This is a genomic window from Halomonas sp. KM072, from assembly GCF_050710315.1.
Taxonomy (GTDB): Bacteria; Pseudomonadota; Gammaproteobacteria; order Pseudomonadales; family Halomonadaceae; genus Vreelandella; species Vreelandella hamiltonii.
The window spans coordinates 3,506,175-3,518,987 of the sequence record NZ_CP136132.1 but is presented as its reverse complement, the minus strand read 5'-3'; the positions used below and the strand labels follow the sequence as shown (position 1 = coordinate 3,518,987).

At 61.5% G+C, this 12,813-nt stretch carries 9 protein-coding genes and 1 pseudogene; 5 read left to right on the top strand and 5 right to left on the bottom strand.

Going from position 1 to position 12,813, the window contains the following annotated elements:
- The first annotated feature begins 16 nt into the window (after positions 1 to 16).
- Both phrB and RVM26_RS16725 read left to right on the top strand, forming a co-directional pair.
- Positions 17 to 1,429 (top strand): deoxyribodipyrimidine photo-lyase, encoded by a 1,413-nt coding sequence (gene phrB / locus RVM26_RS16730; RefSeq protein ID WP_287808212.1) that lies wholly within the window; start codon positions 17 to 19, stop codon positions 1,427 to 1,429.
- A gap of 149 nt (positions 1,430 to 1,578) precedes the next feature.
- Positions 1,579 to 2,067: pseudogene (locus tag RVM26_RS16725) on the top strand (SAM-dependent methyltransferase); the annotation flags it as partial.
- On the opposite strand, the gene RVM26_RS16720 reads toward RVM26_RS16725, so the two are convergent.
- Complete coding sequence (locus RVM26_RS16720; RefSeq protein ID WP_498939772.1) at positions 2,066 to 3,904, bottom strand: putative bifunctional diguanylate cyclase/phosphodiesterase; 1,839 nt, start codon at positions 3,902 to 3,904, stop codon at positions 2,066 to 2,068. The pseudogene RVM26_RS16725 and the gene RVM26_RS16720 sit on opposite strands and share 2 nt — an antisense overlap.
- A gap of 278 nt (positions 3,905 to 4,182) precedes the next feature.
- On the opposite strand from RVM26_RS16720, the gene fabA reads away from it, so the two are divergent.
- Both fabA and fabB read left to right on the top strand, forming a co-directional pair.
- A complete protein-coding gene (fabA, locus tag RVM26_RS16715) occupies positions 4,183 to 4,698 on the top strand; it encodes a 3-hydroxyacyl-[acyl-carrier-protein] dehydratase FabA (protein WP_039180752.1) in 516 nt (171 codons plus the stop codon).
- Between the two features lie 12 nt (positions 4,699 to 4,710).
- Entirely contained in the window at positions 4,711 to 5,928 is a 1,218-nt protein-coding gene (gene fabB / locus RVM26_RS16710; RefSeq protein ID WP_498939769.1) for a beta-ketoacyl-ACP synthase I, read from the top strand.
- 117 nt (positions 5,929 to 6,045) lie between these two features.
- Here fabB and RVM26_RS16705 read toward each other — a convergent pair whose 3' ends face one another.
- The 4 genes from RVM26_RS16705 to RVM26_RS16690 are packed head-to-tail and all read right to left on the bottom strand — an operon-like array spanning position 6,046 to position 9,743.
- Positions 6,046 to 6,771 carry a lysophospholipid acyltransferase family protein gene (locus RVM26_RS16705; protein ID WP_144984152.1) on the bottom strand — a complete coding sequence of 242 codons (726 nt, stop codon included), beginning with the start codon at positions 6,769 to 6,771 and terminating at the stop codon, positions 6,046 to 6,048.
- The gene (locus tag RVM26_RS16700) at positions 6,768 to 7,664 is read right to left on the bottom strand and encodes a sugar nucleotide-binding protein (RefSeq protein WP_498939767.1); all 897 of its coding nucleotides are present in this window, start codon (positions 7,662 to 7,664) and stop codon (positions 6,768 to 6,770) included. Before RVM26_RS16700 ends, RVM26_RS16705 begins: the two co-directional genes overlap by 4 nt.
- 58 nt (positions 7,665 to 7,722) lie before the next feature.
- Entirely contained in the window at positions 7,723 to 8,322 is a 600-nt protein-coding gene (ssb, locus tag RVM26_RS16695; protein WP_287808206.1) for a single-stranded DNA-binding protein, read from the bottom strand.
- Between the two features lie 41 nt (positions 8,323 to 8,363).
- The gene (locus tag RVM26_RS16690) at positions 8,364 to 9,743 is read right to left on the bottom strand and encodes an MFS transporter (RefSeq protein WP_287808205.1); all 1,380 of its coding nucleotides are present in this window, start codon (positions 9,741 to 9,743) and stop codon (positions 8,364 to 8,366) included.
- 184 nt (positions 9,744 to 9,927) lie between these two features.
- On the opposite strand from RVM26_RS16690, the gene uvrA reads away from it, so the two are divergent.
- On the top strand, positions 9,928 to 12,771 hold the full coding sequence (gene uvrA, locus RVM26_RS16685) for an excinuclease ABC subunit UvrA (RefSeq protein WP_096923357.1): 2,844 nt from the start codon (positions 9,928 to 9,930) through the stop codon (positions 12,769 to 12,771).
- Positions 12,772 to 12,813 lie beyond the last annotated feature (42 nt).

Genomic DNA, 12,813 nt, shown 5'->3' with positions numbered 1-12,813 from the left:
CGCAACAGGAGTGTTCATGGATCTGCAGTTGGTTTGGCTACGCAGCGACCTGCGTGTTCATGATAACTCCGCCCTGGCGGCGGCCGCCGCCAAAGGCCCAGTGGTCGCCGTCTTCCTGCGCAGTATCGAACAGTGGCGCGCCCATGGGCATGGCGCCAACAAGCTCGACTTCTGGGCACGCGGTGTTGGCGCCCTCAAGGAGTCCTTGACCGGCCTCAATATCCCGCTGCTGCATCGGGATATCGACAGTTTCGATGACGCACCCAGCGTACTGCTCGCGCTGGCTCAGGAACACGGCGTTCAGCAGCTGCACTTCAATTACGAGTACCCGCTGAACGAACAGCGCCGCGACCAGGCCGTTCTGGAAGCCTTCAAGCACGCGGGCATGACGGCACAGGGCCACCACGATGCCATTGCCTTTGCCCCAGGCAGCCTGCTGACCGGCAAGGGCGATTACTATGGCGTCTTCACCCCCTTCGCCAAGGCGTGGCACAAGCAGGTAACTCAGGAGCAGCTGGCCCTGCGCGATACGCCTCAGGCGCAGTCGCCTCTGGATCTGCCCAGCGATCCACTGCCCGCCCTCCCCGAGTTCGAGGACTCCCCCGTGGATGGCCGCCAATGGCCTGCGGGCGAAAACGCGGCCAGCGATCACCTGGAGCGCTTTTTGCGCTTCCGGGGCCGCTACTACCAGCAACAGCGCGACTTCCCTGGCGTCAGTGGCACCAGTGGACTTTCCCCTTATCTGGCGCTGGGCATGATCTCTCATCGCCAGTGCCTGCAAGCCGTGATGAGCGAAAACGACGGCCACCTGGCAGACGGGGATGCCGGACTCACGACCTGGGTGAACGAACTGATCTGGCGGGAGTTCTACCAGCATGTCGCGGTGGGCTTTCCGCAGGTATGCCGCTATCAACCCTTTCAGGAGCACACCCGCGATCTGGCCTGGCGTGATGACGATGAGGGGTTTGCGGCATGGTGCGAAGGGCGTACCGGCTACCCCATCGTGGATGCGGCCATGCGCCAATTGGTGACGACCGGCTGGATGCACAACCGACTGCGCATGATCACCGCCATGTTCTTGAGCAAGCATCTGCTGATCGACTGGCGGCGGGGAGAAGCGTTCTTCATGCGCCATCTGGTAGATGGCGAATTTTGCGCCAACAACGGTGGCTGGCAGTGGGCGGCCTCCACGGGTACGGACGCAGCCCCGTACTTTCGCATCTTCAACCCTACCACCCAGTCGACGCGTTTCGACCCTGAAGGCGCCTTCATCACCCACTGGCTACCAGAACTGGCTTCCTTGCCCGCCAAGGCGCGTCATGCGCCACCACAGGACATGCTGAACCCGGTGGACTACCCCTCCCCCATCGTCGACCACAAGGCAGCCCGTCAACGTGCCCTGGACGCCTTCAAGGCCTTATCGAAGTAGGCTAGATAAACACTTGCCTCTGTCGGCGGCTCTCGCCGCCGACATCGCTGTCCCCTCACGTGGCACCGTTACTCAACAAGGAATTCATCATCCACCCAGGGTTCGTGAAGACCCCTCTCTCGGATCGCAACGACTTCCCCATGCCCATGCAGGTCAACGGCAAGATGGAAAATGGCTGCGCACGCTTTACCCGCTGGGTGCTGGGCCTGGCCTATCGCTTCCAGCGCAATAGCGTGACCGGCTCCAAACGCAACATTGCCGCGCATTACGATATTGGCAATGACCTGTTTGCCACTTTTCTGGACCAACGCCACTGGATGTACTCCAGTGCCGCCTCCCCCTACCCGGAAGCCAGCCTGGAAGAGGCCTCTACCTACAAGCTCGACCTGATGCTCGAAAAGCTGGACGTGCAGCCAGAGCACCATCTGCTGGAAATCGGCACTGGCTGGGGCGGGCTGGCGATCCATGCCGCCAAGACACGCGGCTGCCGAGTCACCACCACCATCTCCGAAGAGCAGCATGCCTATACGGCCCGCCGCATCCAGGAAGAGGGGCTGGAAGACCGTATCACCCTGCTGAAGCAGGACTACCGCGAACTGACGGGGCGCCTTGATCGGCTGATTTCCGTGGAGATGATCAGTTGGCCCCTTCCGCCAAAGGCAGCGGTACCCAGCGCTGCTCCAGCTCAGCGGCAGAGAGTGGTTTGGCAAAATAGAACCCTTGCACCAAGGTGCAGCCCGCCTTGATCAGGAACTGGCACTGCTCTTGCGTTTCGACGCCTTCGGCGACGACTTCGAGCTTCATCCCCGCCGCCATGGCCAGGACTGCCGTGACGATGGCGGCATCGGCCTGATCATGCGGCAGCTCACGAATGAAGGCACGATCCAGTTTGATCTTGTCTACCGGCAGCCGCTTCAGGTAACCCAGCGACGAATAGCCCGTGCCGAAATCATCGATGGCAATCGCATACCCTTGGTCGCGTAGCGTCTGCAAACGCGGTCCCATGTCACCGGCCCGCTCGTCGAGCAGCACCGACTCGGTCAGCTCCAGGCCGATCTGGGAAGGCTTCAGCTTATAACGCTCCAGACAGGTTGCCAGCTGCGTTTCCAGGTCGCCCTGAAACAGCTGCAACGCCGAAATATTGATCCACACCGTGACCTTGGGCATGCCGCTGTTCTGCCAATGGGCCTGCTGCGCGCAGGCTTTCTCGATGACCCAACTGCCCAGCTCGGCCATCAGGCCGTGGCGCTCGGCCAGCGGAATGAAGTCTCCTGGTGAAATCATGCCGTCTTGCGGGTGGCGCCAACGCAGCAGCGCTTCCATGCCCATCAGCTCGCCGGTACCGGGATGATGCTGGGTCTGGTAGTGCAGTTCCAGCTGGTCTCCCGAGATCAGCGCCGCGCGCAGGTCACTCACCAACGCCAGTTGAGGGTTGTCCTGCTTGTCGAGCGCCGGTCGGAAACGCTGGCTATGGTTACGCCCCAGCCGTTTGGCGCTATACAGCGCGGACTCCAGACGCTGGAACAGTACGCCGGAATCACGGCCATCTTCGGGTGCCCGGCAGCTACCGATGGTGAGCCCCAGTCGCAGCGACTGGTCGTTGATTTCAAAGGGGCGACCCATATGGTCGCGCAAGGTCATGACCCACTTGTCATGGTCATCGAAGGTGGTGGTGCGAATGACCATGAACTCATCGCCACCCAGCCGACCCACGACACTGCCGGCCATGTAACTGGTCAAACGCTGCGCAAAGCGTGCCAGCAGGCGGTCCCCCTGCTCTACGCCCAGGCTGTCGTTGACCGATTTCAAGCCGTCTATATCGATCAGCGCAATATCCAGGCTCTCTCCCGCACGCAGGTGACGCAAGCGAGAGGCCATCAGGTCATGCAGGCGGCGGCGATTGGGCAGTCCGGTCAGGGGATCTTCATAACCGATGCGGCGCAGGTCGCGCTCGCGGGCCTTCTGCTCCGAAATATCGGTAAACAGACTGATGAAATGGGTGATATTGCCGCGACGGTCGGTGACGGCACGCACCTTCAGCCATTCGGGGTACTCGTCGCCATGCTTGCGGCGGTTCCACATCTCGCCTTCCCAACGCCCGGTAGCCTTCAGCGTACTCCAGAAATTCTGATAGAAGGCTTTGTCGTGGCGCGGTGCGGCGAGGGTTTCCAGCTTGCGACCGACCATTTCATGGCTTTCGTAGCCAGTAATGTCGGTAAAGGCGGGATTGACCATCAACACGCGATTCTGGACATCGCTAATCACGATCGCGTCTCCCGCCAATCCCATGGCATCCAGGGAAAGACGCAAACGAAGGCGCTGCTGACGCACCTGATTCCAGGCATCCCACAAGCCCAGCGAGACCAGGCTGGCCGCGACCATGCGCAGCGCGGCATCCGGGATCCAGACACAGGCAGGCAGCGCAGTCAGCGCCACCCAGACCAAAGGACGATTCATCGAGACAGGCAGCCACATGGCGTTTTTTGTTGTCCTATTCAGCAGTCACTACGTCGGCAACGGTATGCATGACATCATGCCGCCTTTACCCCACGCTTGGGTAGATCATATTACGTGAATCATCCGTTGATTAGACAATTTCGCGCATGGAGTGCCGCATCCGTACGCGACCATGGTCGTCATTGGCAGTCACGATGCGCCTTAAAAACACAGGATAAGACGCCTGCGGCGTGCATTCAGCGGTTTCGGGAAGTAGACTAGGCGCAACCACCATTTTTGACTTTCGGAACGATTCAGTGACCAAGCAACATTCCTTTGATCGCGAAGAACTGCTGGCCTGCTCACGCGGCGAGCTGTTTGGCCCTGGCAACGCACAGCTGCCTGCCCCCAACATGCTGATGCTTGACCGCATCATTCACATCCATGAAGAGGGCGGTGAGCACGGCAAGGGCGAACTGATCGCCGAGCTGGATATCACCCCTGACCTGTGGTTCTTTGACTGCCACTTCCCAGGCGACCCGGTCATGCCCGGCTGCCTGGGCCTGGATGCCATGTGGCAGCTGGTCGGTTTCTACCTCGGTTGGCTGGGTCACCCTGGCCGGGGCCGCGCCCTGGGCTGTGGCGAAGTCAAGTTCAGCGGGCAGATTCTGCCCGATGCGAAAAAGGTAACGTACCGGATCAACGTGAAGCGCATCATTACCCGTCGGCTCATTCTGGGTATTGCCGATGGCACCGTATCCGTTGACGGGCGCGACATCTACCAGGCTAATGACCTGCGCGTTGGCCTATTCACCTCCACTGCGAATTTTTAACAGGAGGCTTCCATGCGACGAGTGGTAGTCACCGGCCTTGGCATCGTGTCATGCCTGGGCAACGACCAGCAACAGGTCCTGGACGCGCTCAAGAGCGGGCGTAGCGGTATTCGTTTCAAGGAAGAGTATGCCGAGCGCGGCTTTAGAAGCCACGTGGCCGGCAGCGTCGATATCGACCTGGACGCATTGATCGACCGCAAGCTGCGCCGCTTCATGGGTGATGCAGCGGCCTATGCCTATATCTCTATGGCACAAGCCATCGAAGATTCAGGCCTGACCGAAGCGCAGGTTTCCAACGAGCGAACCGGCCTCATCGCAGGCTCGGGCGGTGCCTCCAGCGCCAACCAGGTAGAAGCCGCCGACGTCATGCGTGAAAAAGGCCTGCGTCGCGTCGGTCCTTACCGGGTCACCCGTACCATGGGCAGCACGGTCTCGGCGTGTCTGGCCACGCCGTTCAAGATCAAGGGCATCAACTACTCCATCTCCTCTGCCTGCGCCACCTCGGCTCACTGCATCGGCAGCGCCATGGAGCAGATTCAGCTAGGCAAGCAGGACGTCGTGTTTGCGGGCGGCGGTGAAGAAGAGCACTGGACGTTATCGTGCCTTTTCGATGCCATGGGGGCCTTGTCGACGCACTATAACGACACTCCTGAGCACGCTTCTCGCCCCTATGATCAGGCACGTGATGGCTTCGTCATCGCGGGCGGCGGCGGCATGCTGGTGCTGGAAGAGCTGGAGCATGCCAAGGCACGCGGCGCCAAGATCTATGGCGAGCTGGTCGGCTACGGCGCCACCTCCGATGGCCATGACATGGTCGCCCCTTCTGGCGAAGGCGCTATGCGCTGCATGCGTCAGGCCATGGCGACCGTCGATGGCAGCATCGACTACATCAACACCCACGGCACGTCGACTCCCGTTGGTGATGTTGCCGAATTGAAAGCGATTCGCAGCGTCTTTGGCGACACGACACCCGCCATGAGCTCTACCAAGTCGCTGACGGGTCACTCGCTGGGCGCCACCGGCGTGCAAGAGGCCATCTACTCGCTGCTCATGATGCAGCACCGCTTCGTGGCGGCCTCTGCCAATGTCGAGCACCTGGACGAGCAAGCCGATGGCTTCGATATCGTGACCCAGCGTCGCGATGACGCCACCATCGACCGCGTGCTGTCCAACAGCTTTGGTTTTGGCGGCACCAACGCCTGCCTGGTATTCCAGCGCTATAACGGCTGAGCCGGTCTCGACGACCAACACAAACGGCGCCCAAGGGCGCCGTTTGTGTTGGTGCAGCGTGTGTGCCCCGGTTGCCAGGGCACTGGCTTCAGGGCACTGGCTTCAGGGCACCGGCGTTCAGGGCCTGGGCACCTCGGAGATCTCACTCAGCTGGCCTTCGATCCAGGCTTCCACATCGGCCAATACTTCATCCGGGGTACGCCCTGCGGTCTCGATGGGCGGACCAATGCGTACACGCAGGATACCCGGACGCTTGACCCACTGCCGCCCCGGCCAACGCTCACCGGCATTGTGCGCAACGGGCAGCACCGGCACACCGGCACGACAGGCCACCACGCTACCGCTTTTGTTGTAGCGCTTGCGAACGCCTGGGTCGACACGGGTCCCTTCCGGAAAGATCAGCACTGAGAGCCCACTGTTCAAACGCTCCACCCCCTGCGTCAGCACTTGCTTCATGGCCCGTGCCGGCTTGGAGCGATCCAGGCTGATGGGACGCAGCAAACGCAGCCCCCAGCCAAATACGGGAATGCGCAGCAGCTCTCGTTTGAGCACGGTGCAGACCGGCGGCTTCATGACCTGCAGGAACAGCGTTTCCCACTCACACTGATGGTTGGCCTGAATGACGCAGGGCCCCGCGGGAATATGGTCACGCCCTTGAATATCGTACCGTACGCCACAGGCCAGCCGAAACCAGACCATCAGGAAGTAGTTGTAGAGGTTCAACAGACGATAGCGCGCCGCCAGGGGAAGAAACGGCGCCACGGGCAAGAACAGCACACCAATCAGCAGCATGGCTGAAAAATAGCCCAGATAGAACACCAGGCTGCGTACCACATTCATCAAGCGGACTCTCCTGTTCCTGATCCTGCGTCCTCCGGCTGGGTGCGCGTCAGGCACCAGGCATCCAGCATTCGCCCGACTTCCAATCGCCAGGGCTTCTGGTGCACCCCAAAAACGTCCAGGACACGGCGGCAGTTCAGTACCCGCCGCAGCTTGGCATCGTGATGGTGGTTCAACGCTTGCACCTCACCCAATGCGACCTCCTCGCCACGCCCTTCGAGATGAGTGGCCAACTGGGTACGCACCATGGAAGCAAACGTGAAAGCGCTGACCGGCTCGGTGCCCGCCAGGTGATACGCCCCCCAGGCATCGGCCCCGCAGGCTTGCTGCTGGAGCATCCCCACCAGCGCCATGGCCACGGCATCGGCCGAGGTAGGACAAAAAATCACGTCTTCTGCCGCACGCACGGGCTGGCCTGCCACAAAGCTGTCGATCACTTCATTGAGCCAGGCATGGCTGCCTTCCAGGGCGAACAGTGGCCCTAGCCGCACGATCAGGTGGCGGTGATACTCCGCGCGGATACGGTCACCAGTCTGCACCAGGCGACGCAAGCACTCATCGCGCGGGGCGGGCACGACATGCTCGTCGATCGGGATCTCGAACCCCTCTTCGTAGAGCTGGTCGGACACACACCAGACCAGCGCGATGCCTGCCACCTGGCAGGCATCGACACACTGATCCACCGCATCCGCATGGGCATAGACATCCGCTGGCGTCATGCTTAATGGATGCGACAGCGGTGGAATGATCACCGCATCGGGCGCGATGGCCGCGAGCTGATCCGGAGAAACACTCAAGCCCTGTTCAATCACCAACTCGGTGTCCGTGCGCCGACTCGCCTCACGGGCCAGCGCCAGGCTCAAGCAGTGCCCTGCGTTCAGTATTAGCAGCTTCAAGACAGACCCTCTTTCTCAACCCGTCAGCATCGCGGCAGCACCCCGCGGGGCATGACGATCAGAACGGAATTTCGTCGTCAAAGTCGTCGAAGTTACCCGGATCCGGAGCGCCGTAGCTGCTGCTTTGCTGATGCGCGGGAGGCTGCTGCTGAGGCGCCGCGCCGCCACGCTGAGGCGCGGCATTCTGTTGCGGAGCGTAGCCACCCTGTTGAGGAGCCTGCTGCGGTGGCTGCTGATAATGCTGCTGCGGTGGCGCAGACTGAGCCGGCGCTTGCTGGGCATAGCCACCTTGCGGAGCCCCTCCCCCCTGGTAGTCACCACTGCGGCCATCCAGCATCTGCATGTCGTTGGCGACGATTTCAGTACTGTAGCGTTCCTGACCGTTCTGATCCTGCCATTTGCGCGTCTGCAGGCGACCTTCGATATAGACTTTGGAGCCTTTTTTCAGGTACTGCTGCGCAATTTCCGCCGTTTTGTTGAACAACACCACGCGATGCCATTCGGTACGTTCCTGACGCTGACCGCTCTGGCGATCCATCCAGGTGTCAGAGGTGGCCAGATTCAGGTTGGCCACTGCAGTACCGGACGGAGTGAAGCGCACTTCCGGATCCTGGCCCAAATTACCAATTAAAATGACTTTGTTAATACCGCGCGCCATAAGGTCGCTCCTTGTCGTATACGGTGATGGTCTCTCATTGATCAGGACCGCGGTGGCGGAATCAATCGGGCGAGTGCCGCCTGATCAAGCTCTTTGCGATTCACTTTCAAATACACCAGGCGCTCTTCCGGCACGACCATGACGTCTTCGACACCGGCCACATCGGCAAGGTGCTCCATGAGCAGGTCCATGGCATCGGGCTGGGTATCATGCAGCGCCACCACCTCACTGGAGAGCGGCGGCGGTGACGGCATGCCGCACATGGCCAGCCACCAGCCAAGCGCCAGCGCCGCGCAGCCGATGAACACCGCGTCCAGCCCCCAGGTGTGCGCCAGCCAACCGCCCAGAGTACCGCCTAGAAACGCACCCAGAAACTGGCTGGTGGAGTAGACGCCCATGGCGGTGCCTTTTGCCCCGGCTGGCGCCAGCTTACTCAGCATGGACGGCAGGGTGGCCTCCAGCAAATTGAAGCCGGTAAAAAACACCAGCAGCCATACAAACAGCCCCTGCCCTTGGGAGAACGGTAGACCAAGCGCCGCCAAGCTGAGCACGATGGCACCAATGGCCAGCAGGCACATCAGCTTCATGCGTTGGCGTTTCTCGGCCACGATCACCAGCGGCACCATGGCGACAAACGACAGTCCCATGATGGCCAGATAGGCCAACCCATGGTACTCCACCGCCACTCCAGCGTTCAGCAACCTGAACGGCACGGCCACAAAAATGGCCATGAGGACCAGATGCAGGGCAAAGATCGACACGTCCAGGCGCCACAGGTCTGGGCGGGTAATGACGCGTTTGAATTGCTGGCGATCCAGCCCGACATCGCGATGTCGCAAACGCCGGGGAGCAGGCGGCACCCAGCGCCACAGCACCAGCAGGCCCACCAGGGTGAGCAGCGCCGTGAACCAGAACAGGCTCGACAGCCCTCCCCATGATGCCAACCAGGGCCCCAGCACCATGGCAATGGCAAAGGACACACCGATGGAGAGGCCGATGGTGGCCATGGCAGCGGTACGCACCTGCTCACGGGTCTGGTCGGCCAGCAGCGCCATGATCGCCGCCGCAATGGCACCACTCCCCTGCAGCGCCCGCCCGACGATCACACCACCAATGGTGTCCGCCATGGCGGCCACGATACTGCCTGCGGCAAAGATCAGCAGGCCAATGGCGATCACGCGTTTCCGGCCGATCCGATCCGACAGCAACCCGAACGGAATCTGCAGAACCGCCTGAGTCAGGCCATACACACCGAGCGCCAGGCCAACCAGAAGCGGCGTCGCCCCTTCCAGGGTGTCGGCATAAAGGGCCAGCACCGGCAGTACCATGAAGAGTCCCAGCATGCGTGATGCATAGAGACCGGCCAAGCCGCTGATGGCTCGGCGCTCAGTGGCCAGCAACAGTGCAGAAACCTTGCGCATAGAACCCTTGTGTACGATAAGAGGGCCGAACGGCCTGAGATAACCGCCCATTCTAGCGCTTTGTCGGCACGCTGGAAACGCCAACCATGAAATGCCCACCTTGGCGCATCCGCGCGAGACAATTTTGCCGGAAGGGATACAGCAATCGTATAATTACGCTTTTGCCACGCGATTCGAGGTGTTGATGGACAGCATTCTGGTCAGGGGTGCCCGCACCCACAACCTCAAGCAGATCGATGTGGAGCTGCCCCGCGACAAGCTGATCGTGATTACCGGCCTGTCAGGCTCCGGCAAGTCGTCCCTGGCGTTCGATACGCTCTACGCCGAGGGCCAGCGGCGCTATGTGGAGTCGCTCTCCACCTATGCGCGTCAGTTCCTCTCGATGATGGAAAAGCCCGATGTGGATCACATCGAAGGGCTCTCTCCGGCCATCTCCATCGAGCAAAAATCCACCTCTCACAACCCCCGGTCGACGGTTGGCACGATTACCGAAATCTACGACTACCTGCGCCTGCTGTTTGCCCGTGCCGGCACCCCTCGCTGCCCAGAGCATGGCGAGGACCTGGAAGCCCAGACGATCTCCCAGATGGTCGATCAGGTCATGAACCTGGCGGAAGGCACCCGCTTGATGCTGCTGGCGCCGGTCGTCAAGGGCCGCAAAGGTGAGCATTTGCAGCTGCTGTCCGAACTGCGTGCTCAAGGGTTCGTGCGCGTTCAGATCGATGGCCAGGTGCTGGAACTGGACGACATCGCGCCGCTGGACAAGCGCAAGAAGCACGATATCAGCGTGGTCGTGGACCGTTTCAAGGTACGTGACGATATCGCCCAGCGCCTGGCGGAATCCTTCGAAACGGCCCTGAACCTGGCCGACGGCACCGCCATGGTGCATTTCATGGACGGCGAGCAGGACGACCTGGTCTTCTCGTCCCGCTTTGCCTGCCCCGTTTGCGGCTATTCGCTCTCCGAGCTGGAGCCGCGCATGTTTTCGTTCAACAACCCGGCAGGGGCGTGTCCTACCTGCGACGGCCTGGGCATCCAGCAGTACTTCGACCCGGAGAAACTGATCAGCCACCCCGAGCTATCCCTGGCGGAAGGCGTGATCAAGGGCTGGGACCGACGCAACATATATTACTTTACTCAGCTGCAGGCGCTGGCCAAGCACTACCGTTTCGAGCTGGAAACGCCCTGGCAGGAACTGGCACGTCACGAGCGCGATATCATCCTCAACGGCAGTGGTGGCGAGCTGGTCCCCTTCGTCTACGTCGGCGACCGTGGCCGTAAAGTCACCCGTGAACATGCCTTCGAAGGGGTGCTGCCCAACATGCAGCGCCGCTATCGGGAGACCGAGTCCAGCATGGTGCGCGACGACCTGGCCAAGTACATTGCGGTTCAGCCCTGTACCGCCTGTCATGGTTCACGGCTCCGCAAGGAGTCCCGCCATGTGTATGTCGATGACCGCAACATCGCGGATATCGTCCACCTGCCGATTGGCGAGGCGTGGCGCTACTTCGGCGCGCTGGCGCTTCCCGGGCGCAAGGGAGAAATTGCCGACAAGATCGTCAACGAGATCCACGCTCGCCTGGAGTTCCTGGTCAACGTGGGACTTGATTACCTGAACCTCGAACGCAGCGCCGACACGCTCTCCGGGGGCGAGGCCCAGCGTATCCGTCTGGCTAGCCAGATCGGCGCTGGCCTGGTGGGCGTCATGTACATCCTGGACGAACCCTCCATCGGGCTGCACCAGAGGGACAACGACCGTCTGCTCAAGACGCTGGAGCGCCTGCGCGACCTGGGCAACACCGTGATCGTCGTCGAGCACGACGAAGATGCCATACGCGCGGCGGACCACGTGCTGGATATCGGCCCCGGTGCAGGTGTCCATGGGGGCGAGATCGTCGCCCAGGGCACGCCGCAGCAGGTGATGGACAACCCGAATTCGCTGACCGGCCAGTATCTCTCCGGCAGCCGCGAAATTGCCGTCCCGCCTTACCGGATCCCGGGCAATCCCGAGAAGCAACTGGTGGTGCGCGGTGCCACGGGCAACAACCTGCAAAATGTCACCCTCAGCCTGCCACTGGGGCTGTTCATTGCCGTGACGGGCGTCTCCGGCTCCGGCAAGTCGACGCTGATCAACGGCACGCTGATGCCGATTGCCGCCCGTGAACTCAACCGGGCCACCACCCTGACACCGGCTCCCTACGAGAAGGTGGAAGGCCTGGACCAGCTCGACAAGGTCATCGACATCGACCAGAGCCCGATCGGCCGCACCCCGCGCTCCAACCCGGCCACCTATACCGGCATTTTCACGCCTATTCGTGAGCTGTTCGCCGGTACCCAGGAGGCTCGCTCCCGAGGCTACAAACCCGGGCGCTTCAGCTTCAACGTCAAGGGCGGTCGCTGCGAAGCTTGCCAGGGCGAAGGCATGATCAAGGTGGAGATGCACTTTCTGCCGGATATCTACGTCCCTTGTGACGTGTGCAAGGGCAAGCGCTACAATCGCGAAACCCTAGATATCCACTACAAGGGCAAGACCATCCACGAGGTATTGGAGATGACGGTGGAAGATGCGCTGGCCTTCTTCAGCCCCGTGCCCGCCATCGCCCGGCGCTTGCAAACGCTCATGGATGTGGGGCTGTCCTACATCCGTTTGGGGCAGAGTGCCACGACGCTTTCCGGGGGCGAGGCTCAGCGGGTCAAGCTGGCGCGCGAGCTGGCCAAGCGTGACACCGGCAAAACCCTCTACATTCTGGATGAACCCACCACCGGCCTGCACTTCGAGGATATCCGCCAGCTGCTGACGGTGCTGCACCGACTGCGCGACCACGGCAATACCATCGTGGTGATCGAGCATAACCTGGATGTCATCAAGACGGCCGACTGGTTGATCGACCTGGGGCCGGAAGGCGGTTCCGGGGGCGGGCAGATCATCGCCGAAGGCACGCCGGAGCAGTTGGCCAAACAGACGGTATCGCATACGGGCCGCTTCCTGGCGCCGTTACTCGAGCGTGGCAACCGCGCCACTCGCTAGGCGTCTCATGGGCCGCTGCTCAAGCGTTGGAGCAGTGGCCAA